Below are 16,950 nucleotides of genomic sequence, written 5' to 3' on the forward strand. Positions count from 1 at the left end.
TTCCTTGCTTTTGGTGCGGCGCAAACGGTCGCAGCCCGTCGAATTCAGGGTCGGTTCAGGACGATGGCCGCGACCGAATGCCGAAGGCCCGGCGCGAAGGCGAGGCAAACGAAGGATCAGGTTTCGGCAATCCAGGCGCGCAGACCGCTCAGCGTATGGAAGGCATCGGCCGAGCGAACGGCGAGCTGCGGCGCGTGTGTCCGCATCATGTCCGCCAGGGCGTGGCCCGGACCGAGTTCGAGGCTCCGTTCGGCGCCGCGCTCGACCACGGCATCGAGGCAGGCAGTCCAATCGACGAAGGTCGCGACCTGTCGGGCGAGCGCACCGCGGAATCGTCCGGCGTCGAAGATCGGCGTGCCATCCGTGCCGTTCAGGAGGATCCGGCCTGTGATGGGCCGGCGCACGGGTACGGGGGCGAGCTGCGCATGGAACGGGTCCACGGCCCGTTCGAGCAGTGCCGTGTGCGAGGCGACCCCGACGTGCAACCGGCTCGCCCGCGCCGCGCCCATCTGCGCGGCTTCGGCGCAGAGGGCATCGAGAGCGTCACCCATGCCGCCGACCACGAACAGGTCCGCGGGGTTGCGGATGGCGATTGCGCAGGCATGACGCGCCACGAGAGGATCGAGGGTCGCACGCGGCAGGCCACGGATGGCGGCGAGCCCCTGGCCGGGGCGGCTCGCCGCGTCCATGGCCTCGGCCCGCGCAGCGGTGAGGCCGAGGACCTGCTCCGGCGTCCAGATTCCGGCAACGCCCCAAGCCGCCATCTCGCCGACGCTGTAGCCGGCGACGACACAGCGCCGTGGGAGAATGTCGGCGACGCACTCTGCAAGGGCCAGGGCGGCAGTGACGCACAGGATCTGCCCGATGCGGTTGGCGTAGAGTTCCGCTGGATCGGCCTGCGCCACGAGGCTTCGCGGATCGCACCCGAGATACGCGGCGGCATGGGCGAAGATCGGCGCGGCGGCGGGGGCATCCGCCGTCAAGGCGAACAGATCGGGCGATTGCAGCCCCTGGCCGGAGCAGAGCAGGGCCAACGTCATGGCCCCACCCCGTCGAGGAACAAGGTCATGGCGAGGAGATCGGCGCAGCCGCCCGGACTGAGGTTGCGGCGCGTGAAGGCGATGTGCAGCGCCTGTGCCCGCGCCCGCCAGTCGGCAGATGCGATGCCGCCGGCCGCGAGAAACGCGCGGGCGGCCCCCTGCACGTAGGCGAGGCCCCCGGTACCACCGCGATGCAGAAGGTTCGTATCCTCCACGCCGGCCATGAGGGCGAGGCAGAGCTGCACCCGCACGGCTTCCGGGTCATCGGGTCGTATGGCCTCGGCTTCGCGCAGAGCCGGGAGTCCGAGGGCGTAGAGAGTTGGAAACCCGAGCGCTGCCTCGCGTCGCGCACCGCCGGCCCGGTATTGTCGCAAGGCGGCGGAACCGTGGCTGTGGAGGGGGATGGGACCGTTCGCGATGGCGGCGCCCCAACGGTCGGCGACGAGACGCCCGAGGCGTCGGCGATCGCCAGAGGCGTCGCGGAATCCGGCCGCGGCCACAAGGAGGCCCAGACCGAAAATCGCGCCGCGATGGGTGTTCACCCCGCCTGTGGCTGCGAGCATCGCCGCCTCGGCCGCGAGGCCGATGGCCCTCAGGGTGTCCATGCCGGCGCCCCGCCCGCCGGCCTCGGCGAGATCGGCGAAGTACGGCTCCAGGGTGTCGGCGCTGCGGTTCAGCAGAGCCGCATCCATATCCGCATGGGCGCCCGGATCGACGTGGCTGACGAGGCCCGGCTTCGGGTAGGTGGCGACCTCGAGGCGCAGGCAGGACACGGCCGTTGCGGCGAGCGCGTCAGCCGGTGTGGAGAGCGCCGACACCCGCGCGGCGCTCAGCATCCGGCACCCGCGAGGAAATCGGAGCGGGCGACGAGGCTCACGCCGCGGGCATCCTTCGCCAGTATCTCGGGCATCCCCTCGGCGAGTTCGCGCCACTGCACGGCCATCCCGCCGGCTCCGAGGCACTCGCCGTCGATCCGCATGGGGGCCTCGCTGGCGATGGTCGAGAGACCGGCGAGGAGCGCCTCGGGCGCCCCGTCGAGGCGCCACAGCAGATCGATGTCGGACGTCGGCGACAGGTAGGGAAGGCCCGTGAGGTGCTGCCAGGCGAGGCTGCCGAAAGTCCGTACCTCGGGGTCGAGATCGAGGAGGCGTCGCAGGGTCGGTTGCCACTCGGGCGACGCCGCGGGCGCGGCCTCGGCAAGACGGGGCGGAGGTGCGATGGCACGGAGCGCGGACGCCTCCAGCACGAAGGACAGACGTCGTTTGCCCTGAGCGGGTGGCAGGGGCAGCCCCATGGGAATACCCGCCTCGCCCCCGGCGGGACGCCGGACGACCAGGGGCCAGTTCCGTTCGGCCCAGTCGGCGACGTAGGGCAGGCCATCGTACTCGGGCCGCCGCATGAGGAGCGTGCGCCAGGCGGCGGGGGCGACCCGGACCATCTGATGGCGCCCGAGCGCGTCAGGCATGGTCCGCGACGCGCGCCGCAACCCGCTCGGCGATGGCGGCAGCCCGAGTCCGACCGCCACGCTCCCACCCGAGACGGTCGCGACAATCGCCAGAGGCCTGTGGCGCGGCAAGGCAAGCCTCCAACTGCTCGGCCAGGGATCTCCGCGGGTCCCAGGTCTCGTGGATCGCCCCCGTCTGGACGAGATTGTCGAGGCCCGGGGCGAACACCGCGGTCGCACGGGCCTTCTCGGTGAGAACGTCGAGGGAGAGTTTCGTGACCCGCGCCATGGAGGGCAGGTCCATCACCTCCGGGTGGGCGCCCGGCAGGGCGACGAGGTGGCCGGTGGCCAGCGCCGTGGCGATGAAGGCCCCGGCGGCGCTGCGGCCGTAGAGCAGGCCGAGGGTCCGGTGCCCCTCCGCCTCGGCGAGCATCAGTGCCTTGGCGAGGTGGGCGAGGTACTCGTTGAGACCGAGGAGCTCGTCCCGCCGGCTCATGCGCTGACTGGACGAATCGACGGGCATCAGGATCGGCGCACCGTCGCCGGAGCGGGCGATGGCGAGGACCCGCCCCGCCAGGGTCAAGGCTCCCTCGATGCCGAGGGGTGTGCCCTCGGCCAGGCCGAGCACATGGACGGGCTTGCCGCCGGCGCGCCGCCCGGTGCCGAGGATGAGCCCATCGGCGACAGCCACATCATGGCCGTCCGGAAACAGTCCGACGAGGATCTCAGCGAGCGTCATCGGCACTCTCCCGGCAGGTGGCGATGGCGTGGAACGCCTGCGTGGACAGGCCCGGAACGCCGGGTGCGTCCTTGACCCCGAGGATCGACCAGACCGCGACCGCATCACTGGCGGTACCGAAGCGGACGAGCCGCCGCTCAAGCCGCGCCTGCTCGGCGTCGAGGGTCGCGAGATCGAGGCGTTCGGGCTTTGCCAGGATCGCCTGCACCGCCGCGCGAAACGCGCCCGGCCCGTCGTCGACGAAAGCGTCCGCGCCACCGAGGAGGTAGCGGTGCTTACCCCCCATGGTGCGCCAGACCAGTGCGCGGTCGCGGGAATCGAACTCCTCGACGCCCCGATTGGTCTCGATCACCTCCGGGCCCGTGACGCTGATGCGTCCTTGTTCGGTGACGATGAGGGCCGAGCAACAGCCGGCGATGAGCCCGCCGCCGCCGTAGCAACCCGAACGCCCACCGACGAGGCCGACCACGCGCGATCCGGAACCACGCGCTTCGATCAAGGCCCGCATGATCTCCGCGATGGCGGTCTCGCCTGCATTGGCTTCCTGCAGGCGCACGCCGCCGGTGTCGAACAGGATGAGCACATCGCGGCGGAGAGCCTTGGCGGCGCGGAGCAGGCCGACGAGCTTGGCCCCGTGAACCTCCCCCACGGCCCCGCCCATGAAACGTCCCTCCTGGGCGGCGACCAGAACCTCGGCGCCGTCGAGGGTCGCGCTTCCGACGATCATGCCGTCGTCGAACTGCTCGGGCAGGTCGAACAGGGCGAGATGCGGGCTCGTCGCCCGTTCCTCGGGACCGACGACCTCGTGAAAACTGCCGGGATCGACGAGGGCGGCGACGCGCTGGCGGGCGCTGCCCTCGTACCAGCTCAGGGCCTCGGTCTCGAAGGCGGGATTCATGGCGCGTCTCCGGCGATGAGCCGTGCGCCCTGGGCGAGGCGCAGGGCGACGGTGTCGGGCCGGGCGCCTCCGTCGTTGATGGCGATGCGCAGGCCGCCCGCGCCGCGGCGCGCCACGAAATCCGCCACCACGGCGGCCCAGACTTCGCCGAAGCCATGGGCGGCCGTGGCGATCTCGATGGTGCACCGGTCGGGCGCGAGCACCCGCTCCAGCAGCACTTCCAGATTACCGGAGGCGACGATCCCGACGAGGGCCTGGGGCTTGGTGCCCCCGGCGGGGATCGGCGCGTCGAGGGTGTAGCTGAGGCGTTCCATGCTTCACCGTCACCAGTTGCGGAATTGGCTCGGCGGCCGGTACAGGCCACTCGACGAGAGGGCGAGATCCTTGATGGAGCGGGCGGCGAGCAGGCTACGGTCCGCGTCGAGGGGGTCGATGCCGAGATCTTCCGGCCTGCGAATCACGCCGCGCTCGCGCAGGCGCGCCACCATGCCGGCATCGCGCCGGCGCCCGATCTCCGTGTAGCCGGCCACCCCCCGGATCGCCTGCTCGCGCTCGTCGACGTTGCGGCACAGCAGGAGATTGGCGATGCCCTCCTCGGTGACGATGTGGGTGACATCGTCGCCGTAGACCATCACGGGCGCGAGCGGCAGATCGAGCTTCTCGGCGAGCGCGAGGGCATCGAGCCGCTCGACGAACAGGGGTACGTTGGCATCCCCGAATGTCTCGCCGATCTGCACCACGAGCTTGCGGCCCCGGCGCAAGGGGGCGGGCGTATCGGGATCGGCCTCCGCACCGGCCTTGAGCCAGGGCTCGCTCGGATGGCGCCGGCCGCGTGGATCGGACCCCATGTTGGGCGCCCCACCGAAGCCCGCGATGCGGTTGGTGGTGACCGTCGAGCTGTGACCCGAGAGATCGATCTGCAGGGTCGAGCCGATGAAGAGGTCGCAGGCATAGAGGCCCGCGGTCTGGCAGAAGGCCCGGTTGGAGCGTAGCGACCCGTCCGAGCCCGTGAAGTAGATGTCCGGCCGGGCGGCGATGTAATCGTCCATCCCGACTTCCGAACCGAAGCAGTGGATCTGCTCGACCCAACCGGCCTCTATGGCGGGGATCAGGGTCGGGTGCGGGTTCAGCGCCCAGTGGGTGCAGATCTGTCCGCGCAGACCGAGCGCTTCGCCGTAGGTCGGCAGCAGCAGCTCGATGGCGGCGGTGTTGAAGCCGATGCCGTGGTTGAGTCGGCGAATGCCGTAGGGCGCGTAGAGGCCCTTAATCGCCAGCATCGCCGTGAGGATCTGGGTCTCGGTGATGGCAGCGGGATCGCGGGTGAACAGGGGCTCGACGTAGAACGGCTTGCCCGCGTCGACCACGAAATGGACCCGGTCGCCGGGGATGTCGACGCGGGGCACCCGGTCGACGATCTGGCCGACCTGCGCCACCACGAGGCCGTCCTTGAAGCTAGTGGCCTCGACGACGGTGGGCGTGTCCTCGGTGTTGGGGCCGGTGTAGAGATTTCCGTCGCGGTCGGCGCTGACGGCCGCGATCAGGGCGACCTGCGGCGTCAGGTCGATGAAGTAGCGCGCGAAGAGCTCGAGGTAGGTGTGAACCGCACCGAGGGCGATCTGTCCGCCATAGAGCATCCGGGCGATGCGCGCCGCCTGCGGGCCGGAATACGAATAGTCGAGCCGACGCGCGATCCCCTTCTCGAACACGTCGAGATGGGACGGGAGAACGATGCCCGACTGCACCATGTGGAGGTCGTGGATCACCCCCGGGTCGACCTCGGCCAGGGCGTCGGCCAGGACGTCGGCCTGCTTCTGGTTGTCGCCTTCGAGGCACACCCTGTCCCCCGGTCGGAGGACCGCTTCGAGGAAGGGCGCGAGATCGGACAGGGCGACGACCTTGCCGCGGGCGAAGGGGGCGCCGGCCGCGATGCGCGCCGCGCGGGCACTCCCTTGCGTCGCCCAGTCCCTCATGGTCGGCCTCCGTGAAGCGGATAGCTAATATGCAATCATGAAGCTCTTTGTATGCAATTGGCAAGGCAGTGCATACGGAACTGGGCGGCTCCCGCACAATGTGGCCGCTGACTGCGCGTTTCCGCCGCATTCATCGAACCTTCAACCTATCCCTGTCTCATTCCCGTGCGGATTCGATGCGACGCACGGTGTTGTCGGACCTCAGGGTCCGAACGCATCACGGAGACGGGAGCGGCTCTCGCAGACCGGCGAGAGAAGCGACCCACAGCGCGATTCAACAGGTGGCAACCGCGAAACCCCGAGGCGCACGCCCGCATGGAGGCGATGCCTCGGGGGCTCGCGCTCAAGCGACCGGCCGCGCGCCTGCAAGCATGAGGGGGATCGACACGTGTTGAATGAGAAGCTCATCGCACCCGAGACCGGTGAGGACGCATCCGGTCAGGCGAGCGTCCACCGGGCGGTCGCGCGCACATTGCCCGTCGTCTCCACATCGGGCGACGCCGTGGCCGACCTGCGCGAAGCGATCCTCGCCAAGCTCGCCTACGCCATCGGCAAGACCCCGCAGAACGCCCGCGAGCGCGACTGGTTCGCCGCGACCGCCCTGGCCCTGCGCGACCGGATCGTCGATGCCTGTATGGCGAACGGTGAATCCGTGCCGAACAAGCGGGTCTACTACCTCTCCCTCGAATTCCTCATCGGCCGTCTGCTGTCGGACGCGATGAACAATCTCGGCCTCGTCGAGACAACGCGCGCGGCCTTGCGCGACCTCGGCGTCGACCTCGACACCGTCGAGGGCGCCGAACCCGACGCGGCCCTGGGCAATGGCGGCCTCGGGCGCCTCGCCGCCTGCTTCATGGAAAGCATGGCGAGCCTCTCGATCCCGGCCATCGGCTACGGCATCCGGTACGACCACGGCCTGTTCCGGCAATCCCTGGAGGATGGCTGGCAGAAGGAAGCCCCGGAGACCTGGCTCGCCGAGGGCAACCCTTGGGAATTCGTCCGCCCGGAGGCGACCTACACCATCGGGTTCGGTGGCCATGTCACCATGTCGGCCGTGTCCGAGGGCGTGATTCGCCGTCACTGGCACCCGGCCGAGACGGTCCAGGCGGTGGCCCACGACGTGCCGGTGGTGGGCTGGCGCGGGCGCCACGTGAACACCCTGCGCCTTTGGAAGGCCGAAGCGGAAGCGCCCGTCGAGCTCGCACGCTTCAATGGCGGCGACCATATCGGCGCCGTGGCCGCGCGGTCCCGGGCCGAGGCGATCTCACGGGTGCTGTATCCGAGCGATTCGTCGGATTCCGGCCAGGAACTGCGCCTGCGCCAGGAGTACTTCTTCACCTCCGCGTCCCTGCAGGATCTCGTGCGCCGGCACGCGGCCGAGCGCGGCGATCTCCGCACCCTGCCCGACCACGCCGCGATCCAGCTCAACGACACCCATCCGGCCATCGCCGTGCCGGAGCTGATGCGCCTTCTCCTGGAGGATCATGGCTTCAACTGGGAAGACGCCTGGCACGTCACCACCAACACGCTCGGCTATACCAACCACACCCTGCTGCCCGAGGCCTTGGAAACGTGGTCCGTCGAGCTGATGGAGCGCGTGCTGCCGCGTCACATGCAGATCATCTACCTCATCAACTGGATGCACCTCGAGGAGCAGGGCCGGCACGGCCGAGCGGATGCGGCGCAGCTCGCCTCCGTGTCCCTCATCGAGGAGGCCAACGGCAAGCGTGTGCGCATGGGGCACCTCGCCTTCCTCGGCGCGCGGCGGGTCAACGGGGTCTCGGCCCTGCACACGGACCTCATGCGCTCGACGGTCTTCAAGGATCTGCACGCCCTCGATACGGACAAGATCGTCAACAAGACCAACGGCATCACCTTCCGCCGCTGGCTGCACAACTGCAATCCGGAACTGACGCGCCTCGCCGTCGAAGCCGTGGGCGCCGGCGTCCTCGACAATCCCGAGCTGCTGACCGGGCTCGCCGACCACGCTTCGGACGCCAGCTTCCAGGACCGCTACCGGTCCATGCGCCGCGCCCGCAAGGAGGCGCTGGCCCGGGTGGTGGTCGAGCGCACGGGCGTCACCATCGATCCGTCGAGCCTGTTCGACGTACAGATCAAGCGCATCCACGAGTACAAGCGCCAACTCCTCAACGTCATCGAGACGGTGGCACTCTATCAGGCGATCAAGGCCGAGCCGCACCGGGACTGGACGCCCCGGGTCAAGATCTTCGGCGGCAAGGCCGCGCCGAGCTACGTCCAGGCCAAGCTGATCATCAAGCTCGCCTGCGACGTCGCCCGGGTGGTCAACGACGATCCCGATGTCGCCGGGCGCCTCAAGGTGGTGTTCCTGCCGAACTATTCGGTGAGTCTGGCCGAGGCGATCATCCCGGCAGCCGACCTGTCGGAGCAGATCTCCACCGCCGGCATGGAAGCGTCCGGCACCGGCAACATGAAGCTCGCGTTGAACGGTGCCCTCACCATCGGCACCCTCGACGGCGCGAACATCGAGATCCGCGATCATGTCGGTGCGGACAACATCTTCATCTTCGGCCTCGACGCGGCTGGGGTGCAGGCCCGCATGAACGAGCCGGACTACGCCGGGGCCGCCATCGCCGCCTCGCCGCGCCTCGCGGCCGCCCTCGACCTCATTGGGACGGGTGGATTCTCGCCCGACGATCCCGCTCGGTTCCGGCCCATCGTGGACAGCCTCGTTCACAACGACCGCTACCTGCTGACCGTCGATTTCGAGGATTACTGGCGCGCCCAGCGGGCCGTCGACACGGCCTGGAACGATCCGGCCGCGTGGTGGCGCTCGGCCATCCTCAACACGGCCCGGATGGCCTGGTTCTCGTCCGACCGCTCCATGCGCGAATACGCCGCCGAGATCTGGCGCGTTCGGGTCGCCTGACGCTCAGGCATCCAACCGTCGCTCGAACACGACACCCCGGCCGATCCCCATCGGCCGGGGTGTCGTCACTTGGCAGATCTCAGTGCGCGGTCCCGAACGCCGCATGCAGCAGGGTATGCTGCGCGGCGACGGGGCTCGCGACCGCGACGGGAGCCGGACGCTCGTCGGTGATCAGCCCATCGAGGTGGAGGATGCGGGCATGCATCCGGCGCGAGCGCACGATGAGGTCCTGCAGACGGGCCGGCAGGATCCCGAAGACGTCCGCCTTGAACGGATCGGGGGTGGCGAGGCGCACCCGGGTCTTCTCTTCCAAGGCCTCGTTGGGCGTCAGCTCGCCCTCGGCGACGGCGCGCTGCACCAGGAGCCAGGACGCGATCTGCATGAGGCGGGTGGTCAGCCGCATGGTCTCGCTGGCGTAGCTGAGGGTGCCGTCCCGCGACATCAGGCGCGACTCGTCGCGGCCCTCGCCATCGAGATAGGCCGCCGCCTCCTCCACCATGGTCATGCCTTCGCGAAACAGCGTCTTGAAGGCATCGGAGCCCACATAGGTATCACCGAAACTGACCCAGTCCCGCTCGTCCCGAATCGTGACGTCGAATCCGTTCATCGTGCCTCCCGTGCGGCGCTTCGTCGGTCCATCGTCCCGATCGGGGACAATCCCGCCGCTTTCATCCGATGGTCCGCAATGCTAACGCCGCGAACGAGCGAGCGCCTCTTTCACCTAAAGTTAACCTTAACTCGAGCGGGCGCGGGCAGCCTGTTCCACGGCCTTCGATCCGCCGATGCGCGTTGACTCGGCGCCGGCCATCCGCCATAAGCCGCGCCATCGCGACGCGGCGCCCTTCTGGGCGCTCTTCGCGCTTGCAGACACATTCTGGACGAGTGACGGGGCCTGCACTGGCGGTGAAGCCTGCGGCACCCATCCTTGGCTATCGGAGATCGTGCCGTGAAGAGAACCTATCAGCCCAGCAAGCTCGTGCGTAAGCGTCGCCATGGGTTCCGTGCCCGCATGGCGACCGCCGGCGGCCGCAAGGTCATCGCCGCCCGCCGCGCCCACGGCCGCAAGAAGCTGTCGGCCTGAGAGCGACCGGGGTGCCGTGCCGCCTTCGGGCGGCCGGTCCTGTCTGAACCCGGTCTTATGACCTTGGCCTCCGGCCACGAGATCGGATTGGCCGTGGCAACGATCGGACGGCTCACGCAACGCTCGGACTTCCTGACCGCGGCGAGCGGACGACGCTTCCATACGGAGCGCTTCTCCGCCCAGGGCCGACTGCGCAGCGAGTCTGTGCAGAAGTCCGGCGAGGAACCCGCCGCAGTGGCCGAAGGCCTGCGCATCGGCTTCACCATCACGAAGCGTGTCGGGCACGCCACGGAGCGCAACCGCATCCGGCGGCGTCTTCGCGCGGCCCTGCGCGCGGCGGAAGACGTCTTGCCGAGTCCGGCGGCCGACGTGGTGCTCATCGCTCGGCGCCCGGCTCTGTCCGCCGCGTTCGAGACCCTGATCGAAGACCTGCGCCGCGCCGTACCCATCGTGACCAAGCCGCAGACGCGCAAGGATTCGGCTGGCGAGGCGGCAGTTCGCTCCAGCCCCCGGCGTGGTCGGGGCAAGCCTGCATTCGACAAGCCGACATCCGACCGGCCGGCGTCTGGCGCTGACTCCACGATGCCGCTATTGGCCTCTGGTCCCGGGGCTGACGCCTCGCAGGGCCGCGCCACGGCGCCCTCCCCCATTCCCTACGCATGCGACGGACCGACCGATGGGTAATGACAAGACGAACATGATCGTCGCGATCGCCCTGTCGCTGGCGGTCCTGCTCGGCTGGAACTACTTCATCGCCGCCCCGCGCGTCGAGCAGCAGCGTCAGGCGACCCTCCAAGCCCAAGCGCTCCAGGGCAAGGCGGCGACCTCGGCCGACGGCGTACCGAGCCCGAGCCCGAAGGAAGGCGGCCCGGCCGCCCCCGTGCCCGGGACCCTTCCGGGTGCCACCGGCAACGGCCAAGGCGCTGTCGAGTCCCGCGAGGCGGTGATCGCCCGCTCGCCCCGCGTGACCATCGACACGCCGGCACTCGCCGGCTCCGTCGCCCTCAAGGGTGGCCGCATCGACGACGTCCTTCTCAAGAACTACCACGAGACCGTGGACGACAAGAGCCCGCGCATCGTGCTGCTCTCCCCCACCGGCACGGCCAATCCCTATTACGGCGAATTCGGCTGGGTCGGCCAGAATGCCGGCCCGCTACCCGGCGGCGACACGGTCTGGACCGCCGACGCCACCACCCTGTCGGTCGGCAAGCCCGTCACCCTGAGCTTCGACAACGGCGCCGGCCTGGTCTTCCGCCGCATCATCGCCGTGGACGACAAGTTCATGTTCACGGTCCGCGACGAGGTCGAGAACAAGGGTGCGGCCGCCGTCAGCCTTTACCCGTACGGCCTCGTCTCGCGCTGGGGCAAGCCGACGACGCAGGGCTACTACGTGCTCCACGAGGGCATGATCGGCGTGCTCGGCGCCGAGGGCCTGCAGGAATACACCTACGACCACCTCGCCAAGGAGCCGGTGCTCGGCAACGTCGCCACCAAGGGCAAGGCCTGGACCGGCGTCACCGGTGGCTTCGTCGGCATCACCGACAAGTACTGGGCCGCGGCAGCGATCCCCGATCAGGCGGCGCCATACACCGGCAGCTTCACCGAGCGCACGGACGGCGCCACCAAGGTCTATCAGGCGAGCGTGCTCGGCGGCGTGCGCGTCGTCGATCCCGGCGCCACGGCGACGGCGACCCAGCAGCTCTTCGCCGGGGCCAAGGAAGTCAACACCATCAACGGCTACCAGAAGGACCTCGGCATCGAGAAGTTCGATCTGATGATCGACTGGGGCTGGTTCCACTTCATCACCAAGCCGATGTTCCGGGCGCTGGACTTCTTCTTCCACCTGTTCGGGAATTTCGGCGTCGCGATCCTGGTCGTGACCCTGTGCCTGAAGCTCCTGTTCCTGCCCATCGCCAACAAGTCCTACCAGTCGATGGCCAAGATGAAGGCCGTACAGCCCGAGATGGCCTCCATCCGCGAACGCTACGGCGACGACAAGCTGAAGCAGCAGCAGGCGATGATGGAGCTGTACAAGAAGGAGAAGATCAATCCGGTCGCCGGCTGCTGGCCGGTGCTGATCCAGATTCCGGTGTTCTTCGCCCTCTACAAGGTGCTGTTCATCACCATCGAGATGCGGCACGCGCCGTTCTTCGGCTGGATCCAGGATCTGGCCGCGCCCGATCCGACGAGCTTCCTCAACCTGTTCGGTCTGCTCCCCTACGCGGCGCCGGACATCGTCCACCTCGGCATCTGGCCCATCATCATGGGCATCACGATGTTCATCCAGATGAAAATGAATCCCGCGCCGCCGGACCCGGTCCAGGCGCAGATCTTCACCTTCATGCCGATCGTGTTCACGTTCATGCTCGGCTCTTTCCCGGCCGGCTTGGTGATCTACTGGGCCTGGAACAACACCCTCTCGGTGATCCAGCAATACGTCATCATGCGCCGCAACGGCGTGAAGGTGGAGTTGTGGGACAACCTCTCGGGGATGTTCAAGAAGAAGCCCGCCGACAAGAACGCGCCGGCCAAAAGCTGATCTTTTCGAAAGACGCCGGTCCGACACGAACCGGACCGGCGCCTTCACGGCTCGCCCTCTCCCCGTCGGTCCTCCGTGTCCTGCGACGGGGAGGACCGTCCTGTTTCTCGCGTGTCGGCTCTCGAATGGCGGATACGCCCGCCCCGATCGGTCCCGACCCATGTCTCAATCAGAATCCCAGACCGAAGCCGACGCCGCGCTCCTCGAATCCGGCCGCCTCCTGTTCGCCGGCGCCGCCGACTTCCTCTCCTCCGCCCCCACCGTGGTGGCCCTGCCGCCCATGAAGGGCGTCGAGATCGCCTTCGCGGGGCGCTCCAACGTCGGTAAGTCGAGCCTCGTCAACGCACTCACCGGCCGCAACACCCTGGCGCGGACCTCGCACACGCCCGGCCGGACCCAGCAGCTCAACTTCTTCGACATCGGCGGCCGCCTGACCCTCGTCGACATGCCGGGCTACGGCTACGCGGCGGTGGAGAAGACCAAGGTCGAGGCCTGGACCGACCTCATCCACGATTACCTGAAAGGTCGGGCCAACCTCGCCCGGGTGTTCATGCTCATCGACTCGCGCCACGGCCTGAAAAGCATCGACACCGACGTCCTCGACGGCCTCGATCAGGCCGCCGTGAGCTATCAGGTGGTGCTGACCAAGGGCGACGCCCTGAAGAAGTCCGAGATCGAGGCGCGCATCGAGAAGACCCGTGAAGCCCTGTCGAAGCGCCCGGCCGCCTATCCGGAGATCCTGATCACCTCGAGCCGCGACGATCGCGGCGTGCCGGAACTGCGCGCCAGCGTCGCCCGCCTGCTCAAGGAGCGCGGCGCATGACCCTGCCCGACCGCATCCTCATGGCGCTGGGCGCCCTCGCCGGCCTCCTCGGGGTCGCGGCAAGCGCGAGGGCGGCCCACGGGGCCGGGGCCGACAGCCTGAAGACGGCCGCGCAGTTCCTGTTGTTCCACGCCCCCGCCCTCCTCGGACTGGTGGCTTTGGCCGCCACGGGCGCGACGCACCGTCTCCTCACCCGGCTCGCCGCCGCCGCCCTCGTCGTGGGCCTGGCCCTGTTCTCCGGCGACCTCACCCTGCGGGCGCTCCACGGCACGCCGCTGTTTGCCATGGCCGCGCCCACGGGCGGGGTCCTGCTCATGGGCGGATGGCTGCTGGCCGCCGTGGCGGCGTTCGTGCCGGTTCGGGGCCGGTCGTGAACCGGCAACGCCTCGCGCGACGGTCGACCCAATGAGCATCGTCTTCAACGAACAGACCAAACTCCTGGCGACTGCGCTCAACACGGCGGCGACATCCTGCTTCACCGTCGGGATCGCAACGCCCGTGGCCGGCTACATCTACAATGTCAGCAATCTGCAGGTGACGTTGAAACCGCTTGCTCTGATGCTGGGGATTGCCGGTTGGCTTACCGCTGCGACCATCCTACATCTGTTGGCGAGGCGTACGCTGAAGGAGCTTACCCCATGACCGAGCTTGCCATTCTCGCATTCGTCGTCACGCCCGCCATCGTCGTCGTGATGGGATATGTCGCCGTCCGCCTGCACGAGGCCGCAGGTCGTCGTCAGGCGCGTGATCCGGTTCCGACATCGAACCGCGCCGCCGGCCAGCGGGCACGATAGAAACTCGAGAACTACCCGACCAACGGCGGCAATTGCGGCGTCGCTCCGTCCGGCAGGGCCGTCCGGGCCATGTTCATGCTCATGGCGAGCAACGTATAGTAGCCGTTGATCCCCGCCATCTCGATGGCGCCCTGCTCGCCGAAGGCCTCGACCACGCGGGCGTAGGTGGTGTCGCTCACCGCCTTGTTGTGGTGAAGCTCCATCGAGAAAGCGTAGACCAACGCCTCTTCCCGACCCATCGCATCGGGACGCCGCCCCTCTTGGATCGCCGCGACGAGGGCCGGATCGAGCCCGGCCTCCACGGCGATGGGCGCATGGATGTGCCACTCCAGCTGCTGGGTCCATTCCCGCGCCGTGATCAGGATGATCAGTTCCGACAGATGCAGGGGCAGCACGCTGCGGTAGCGCAGGTGCAACCCCATGGTGCTGGCGTTGGTCATCAGTTCGGGACTGCGCAGGAGCGGCACGAACGGCCCGAAGACCGGTCCCTTGCGTGCCACGCGAAACGCCTCCGACGCTGCCTTCTGGGCGTCGGTGAGTTGCTCGACCGGAAGTTCCGGCATGCGGTCGGGGTTGGACATCACGCGGCCTACGGCATCACGGGCGGGTGGTAGGTCAGGGTGAAGGCCAATGCCCAGAGCAGGAACAGCACCACCGGGAGGTGGATGATGAGTTGCAGGAAGCTGAAGCCGACGATGTCGCGGGCCTTCAGGCCGAGGATGCCGAGCAGCGGCAGCATCCAGAACGGATTGATGAGGTTCGGCAGGGCTTCCGCCGCGTTGTAGACCATCACCGCCCAGCCGAGATGGACCTGAAGTTCGTTGGCCGCCTGCATCACGTAGGGCGCTTCCAGGAGCCATTTTCCGCCGCCGGACGGCACGAAGAAGCCGAGCACCGCCGAGTAGACGCCCATGGAGATGGGGAAGCTGCCCGTGGTGTTGAGGCTCACGAACGCGTGGGTGATGACGTCGGACACGGACGTGCCGGCCCCGTTCTTCGGGCCGGTAAGCATGGCGCTGATGGCGGCATAGAACGGAAACTGGATCAGGACGGCGGCGGTGGCCGGCACGGCCTTGCCGACGGACTTCAGGAAGTTCTTCGGCCGCCAGTGCAGGAGCAGTCCGAGGGTGAGGAACAGGAAGTTGTAGGTGTTGAGGCTCGAGATCGCGGTGATCCAGGATTGCCGGGCGAATTCCTGCACGAGCCAGCCGACCGCCAGCACCGCGAGGAGCAGGGTCAGGATCGGCGAATGCTCCAGCCACTCGCTCGGCTGGCTCGGACGCGTGGTGTCGGGCTTTTCGCGCGAGACATCGACGCCCATGGATTCCGCGGTGACGGCATTGGCCGGCCCGGGTGCCGAGACGTAGGCGATGATGATGGAGATCACGAACAGGATCACGGCGATCAGCATCGACTGCCACAGGAAGATGGTCTCGCTGAACGGGATCACGCCCGTGATGGCGAGGAGGTTCTTCGGCAGGCTCGCCGGGTTCGCCTGAAGCTGCGCCGCGGACGAACTGAGGCCCATGGCCCAGGTGGCACCGAGCCCCAGATAGGCGGCGGCACCCGCCGCGCGGTAATCCATCTTCAGGTCCGTGCGCCGCGCCAGCGCCCGAGCGAGGAGGCCGCCGAAGATCAGGCTCAGGCCCCAGCTGAGGAACGACGACAGCATGGTGGCCGCCGCCACCAGACCGACGGCGCCGCGACCGGATTTCGGGATCGCCGCGAGGCGGTCGATCAGAGCCTGCACCGGAGGGGCGGTGGCCACGACGTAGCCGCCGATGGTGACGAAGGCCATCTGCATGGTGAAGGGGATCAGGCTCCAGAACCCGTCGCCGAAGCTTTTCGCGATGGCCGCCGGCGGGGCGCCGTTGGCCAGCGCGCCGAGCGCCACGATCACCACCGCGATGGCGACGAAGACGAACGCATCCGGAAACCACTTTTCCGCCCAAGCGGTGAAGCGGATCCCCAAGCGGGACAGCGCCCCCTCGGTGGCCGGGTCCCCCGTCGGGCCGGCGGGCGGGCGGGATGTGTTCGACATGGGCGGAATTCCGTGGCGTTCGGAGCGGTGGCCGCATCTTGCGCAAACCACCGCTACGCTCAAGCGGGCGTCACCGGTGATGAACACGTTCGGCCCGAGATGTCAGACGATCGCTCAGATCTTTGCGGTTCCTTCAAGATTGGAGGCCGAACATCGCTCGTGTGCAGCTTGGACCCGGGGCAATCGCCTCGGACGACGGGGGCGCCGGACCAGGGGGATGTGTTGGCCAAGGCTTCTCAGGGCGTCGATCTCGACCGCCTGATGGCGACCCGGCGTGGACCGCCTCCGTCCGTTCGTGACCTGACGACGGGAAACGATGCGGCACGGCCTGCTCCATCCGGCGGCCGTGCATTCGGCAGCGGAAGGGCCTGGCTCGCCGCGGCGTTGATCAACGTCGGCATCGTGCTCGTCGTGGCGCTGGGAGTGGTTCTCGGGCCGCCCCTCCTCGAATGTCGTCGCCAGGCCGAAATCGGCTTCTTCGCCGGCGACAGCTTCCGGGGATGCCTCCACAAGGCGGCGACCCACCGTCTCGCTCGCCTGGAAAGCCAACTCCGAATGGCCGTACGCGATTCGGGGCACTGACGCGGTTCGATTTCCAGCGCGCGAAACCGCTTGAAACGAACCCGCGACGGGACTAACTAAAGCACATCAGTTCTGGTTGCAGTCTTGAGGC

19 protein-coding genes are annotated in these 16,950 nt (G+C 68.5%); 9 read left to right on the top strand and 10 right to left on the bottom strand.

The window, feature by feature from the left end:
• Positions 1-116: 116 nt before the first annotated feature.
• The 7 genes from ASF52_RS10945 to mdcA are packed head-to-tail and all read right to left on the bottom strand — an operon-like array spanning position 117 to position 6,091.
• A complete protein-coding gene (locus tag ASF52_RS10945; RefSeq protein ID WP_056171693.1) occupies positions 117-1,040 on the bottom strand; it encodes an acyltransferase domain-containing protein in 924 nt (307 codons plus the stop codon).
• Complete coding sequence (mdcB, locus tag ASF52_RS10950; RefSeq protein WP_056171695.1) at positions 1,037-1,876, bottom strand: triphosphoribosyl-dephospho-CoA synthase MdcB; 840 nt, start codon at positions 1,874-1,876, stop codon at positions 1,037-1,039. Before mdcB ends, ASF52_RS10945 begins: the two co-directional genes overlap by 4 nt.
• Complete coding sequence (gene mdcG, locus ASF52_RS10955; protein WP_056171697.1) at positions 1,870-2,505, bottom strand: malonate decarboxylase holo-[acyl-carrier-protein] synthase; 636 nt, start codon at positions 2,503-2,505, stop codon at positions 1,870-1,872. The genes mdcB and mdcG overlap by 7 nt, the downstream gene beginning before the upstream one ends.
• Positions 2,498-3,223, bottom strand: a complete 726-nt coding sequence (locus tag ASF52_RS10960) for a biotin-independent malonate decarboxylase subunit gamma (protein ID WP_056171700.1) — start codon at positions 3,221-3,223, stop codon at positions 2,498-2,500. The genes mdcG and ASF52_RS10960 overlap by 8 nt, the downstream gene beginning before the upstream one ends.
• Complete coding sequence (locus tag ASF52_RS10965) at positions 3,210-4,121, bottom strand: biotin-independent malonate decarboxylase subunit beta (RefSeq protein WP_056171702.1); 912 nt, start codon at positions 4,119-4,121, stop codon at positions 3,210-3,212. The genes ASF52_RS10960 and ASF52_RS10965 overlap by 14 nt, the downstream gene beginning before the upstream one ends.
• On the bottom strand, positions 4,118-4,435 hold the full coding sequence (gene mdcC, locus ASF52_RS10970) for a malonate decarboxylase acyl carrier protein (RefSeq protein WP_056171704.1): 318 nt from the start codon (positions 4,433-4,435) through the stop codon (positions 4,118-4,120). The genes ASF52_RS10965 and mdcC overlap by 4 nt, the downstream gene beginning before the upstream one ends.
• A 9-nt stretch (positions 4,436-4,444) precedes the next feature.
• Complete coding sequence (gene mdcA, locus ASF52_RS10975) at positions 4,445-6,091, bottom strand: malonate decarboxylase subunit alpha (RefSeq protein WP_056171706.1); 1,647 nt, start codon at positions 6,089-6,091, stop codon at positions 4,445-4,447.
• A gap of 388 nt (positions 6,092-6,479) precedes the next feature.
• On the opposite strand from mdcA, the gene ASF52_RS10980 reads away from it, so the two are divergent.
• On the top strand, positions 6,480-8,999 hold the full coding sequence (locus ASF52_RS10980) for a glycogen/starch/alpha-glucan phosphorylase (protein WP_056171709.1): 2,520 nt from the start codon (positions 6,480-6,482) through the stop codon (positions 8,997-8,999).
• A gap of 79 nt (positions 9,000-9,078) precedes the next feature.
• Here the strand turns inward: ASF52_RS10980 and rcdA are convergent, their stop codons facing one another.
• Complete coding sequence (gene rcdA, locus ASF52_RS10985) at positions 9,079-9,606, bottom strand: protease adaptor protein RcdA (RefSeq protein WP_056171710.1); 528 nt, start codon at positions 9,604-9,606, stop codon at positions 9,079-9,081.
• A gap of 339 nt (positions 9,607-9,945) precedes the next feature.
• Here rcdA and rpmH point away from each other — a divergent pair, with 339 nt between their 5' ends.
• From rpmH to ASF52_RS22595, 7 genes are all read left to right on the top strand, one after another.
• Positions 9,946-10,080 carry a 50S ribosomal protein L34 gene (gene rpmH / locus ASF52_RS10990; protein ID WP_055947927.1) on the top strand — a complete coding sequence of 45 codons (135 nt, stop codon included), beginning with the start codon at positions 9,946-9,948 and terminating at the stop codon, positions 10,078-10,080.
• Between the two features lie 57 nt (positions 10,081-10,137).
• Entirely contained in the window at positions 10,138-10,764 is a 627-nt protein-coding gene (gene rnpA / locus ASF52_RS10995) for a ribonuclease P protein component (RefSeq protein ID WP_056171712.1), read from the top strand.
• Positions 10,757-12,619 (top strand): membrane protein insertase YidC, encoded by a 1,863-nt coding sequence (yidC, locus tag ASF52_RS11000; protein ID WP_056171714.1) that lies wholly within the window; start codon positions 10,757-10,759, stop codon positions 12,617-12,619. Before rnpA ends, yidC begins: the two co-directional genes overlap by 8 nt.
• Positions 12,620-12,779: 160 nt before the next feature.
• Positions 12,780-13,442 carry a ribosome biogenesis GTP-binding protein YihA/YsxC gene (gene yihA / locus ASF52_RS11005; protein ID WP_056171716.1) on the top strand — a complete coding sequence of 221 codons (663 nt, stop codon included), beginning with the start codon at positions 12,780-12,782 and terminating at the stop codon, positions 13,440-13,442.
• Positions 13,439-13,816, top strand: coding sequence for a DUF423 domain-containing protein (locus tag ASF52_RS11010; protein WP_056171718.1), 378 nt, complete (start codon positions 13,439-13,441; stop codon positions 13,814-13,816). Before yihA ends, ASF52_RS11010 begins: the two co-directional genes overlap by 4 nt.
• Before the next feature lie 31 nt (positions 13,817-13,847).
• Complete coding sequence (locus ASF52_RS11015) at positions 13,848-14,084, top strand: hypothetical protein (protein ID WP_056171720.1); 237 nt, start codon at positions 13,848-13,850, stop codon at positions 14,082-14,084.
• Entirely contained in the window at positions 14,081-14,236 is a 156-nt protein-coding gene (locus ASF52_RS22595) for a hypothetical protein (protein WP_156368798.1), read from the top strand. Before ASF52_RS11015 ends, ASF52_RS22595 begins: the two co-directional genes overlap by 4 nt.
• A gap of 11 nt (positions 14,237-14,247) precedes the next feature.
• Here ASF52_RS22595 and ASF52_RS11020 read toward each other — a convergent pair whose 3' ends face one another.
• Together ASF52_RS11020 and ASF52_RS11025 are read right to left on the bottom strand one after the other, a co-directional pair.
• Positions 14,248-14,817: a carboxymuconolactone decarboxylase family protein gene (locus ASF52_RS11020; RefSeq protein WP_056171722.1), complete on the bottom strand. Its 570-nt coding sequence runs from the start codon at positions 14,815-14,817 to the stop codon at positions 14,248-14,250.
• Positions 14,818-14,825: 8 nt separating this feature from the next.
• Positions 14,826-16,277, bottom strand: a complete 1,452-nt coding sequence (locus ASF52_RS11025) for a short-chain fatty acid transporter (RefSeq protein WP_056171724.1) — start codon at positions 16,275-16,277, stop codon at positions 14,826-14,828.
• A 222-nt stretch (positions 16,278-16,499) separates the two neighbouring features.
• Here ASF52_RS11025 and ASF52_RS22600 point away from each other — a divergent pair, with 222 nt between their 5' ends.
• Positions 16,500-16,859, top strand: a complete 360-nt coding sequence (locus tag ASF52_RS22600; RefSeq protein ID WP_156368799.1) for a hypothetical protein — start codon at positions 16,500-16,502, stop codon at positions 16,857-16,859.
• The last annotated feature ends 91 nt before the right edge of the window (positions 16,860-16,950 follow it).

Origin of the sequence: Methylobacterium sp. Leaf112 (assembly GCF_001423295.1) — a bacterium.
Taxonomy (GTDB): domain Bacteria; phylum Pseudomonadota; class Alphaproteobacteria; order Rhizobiales; family Beijerinckiaceae; genus Methylobacterium.

Bases quoted from the DNA above. Each gene is read 5' to 3' on its own strand.
- ASF52_RS10945 (WP_056171693.1), bottom strand. From the start codon at position 1,040: ATGACGTTGGCCCTGCTCTGCTCCGGCCAGGGGCTGCAATCGCCCGAT.
- mdcB (WP_056171695.1), bottom strand. From the start codon at position 1,876: ATGCTGAGCGCCGCGCGGGTGTCGGCGCTCTCCACACCGGCTGACGCG.
- mdcG (WP_056171697.1), bottom strand. From the start codon at position 2,505: ATGCCTGACGCGCTCGGGCGCCATCAGATGGTCCGGGTCGCCCCCGCC.
- ASF52_RS10960 (WP_056171700.1), bottom strand. From the start codon at position 3,223: ATGACGCTCGCTGAGATCCTCGTCGGACTGTTTCCGGACGGCCATGAT.
- ASF52_RS10965 (WP_056171702.1), bottom strand. From the start codon at position 4,121: ATGAATCCCGCCTTCGAGACCGAGGCCCTGAGCTGGTACGAGGGCAGC.
- mdcC (WP_056171704.1), bottom strand. From the start codon at position 4,435: ATGGAACGCCTCAGCTACACCCTCGACGCGCCGATCCCCGCCGGGGGC.
- mdcA (WP_056171706.1), bottom strand. From the start codon at position 6,091: ATGAGGGACTGGGCGACGCAAGGGAGTGCCCGCGCGGCGCGCATCGCG.
- rcdA (WP_056171710.1), bottom strand. From the start codon at position 9,606: ATGAACGGATTCGACGTCACGATTCGGGACGAGCGGGACTGGGTCAGT.
- rnpA (WP_056171712.1), top strand. From the start codon at position 10,138: ATGACCTTGGCCTCCGGCCACGAGATCGGATTGGCCGTGGCAACGATC.
- yidC (WP_056171714.1), top strand. From the start codon at position 10,757: ATGGGTAATGACAAGACGAACATGATCGTCGCGATCGCCCTGTCGCTG.
- yihA (WP_056171716.1), top strand. From the start codon at position 12,780: ATGTCTCAATCAGAATCCCAGACCGAAGCCGACGCCGCGCTCCTCGAA.
- ASF52_RS11010 (WP_056171718.1), top strand. From the start codon at position 13,439: ATGACCCTGCCCGACCGCATCCTCATGGCGCTGGGCGCCCTCGCCGGC.
- ASF52_RS11015 (WP_056171720.1), top strand. From the start codon at position 13,848: ATGAGCATCGTCTTCAACGAACAGACCAAACTCCTGGCGACTGCGCTC.
- ASF52_RS22595 (WP_156368798.1), top strand. From the start codon at position 14,081: ATGACCGAGCTTGCCATTCTCGCATTCGTCGTCACGCCCGCCATCGTC.
- ASF52_RS11020 (WP_056171722.1), bottom strand. From the start codon at position 14,817: ATGTCCAACCCCGACCGCATGCCGGAACTTCCGGTCGAGCAACTCACC.
- ASF52_RS11025 (WP_056171724.1), bottom strand. From the start codon at position 16,277: ATGTCGAACACATCCCGCCCGCCCGCCGGCCCGACGGGGGACCCGGCC.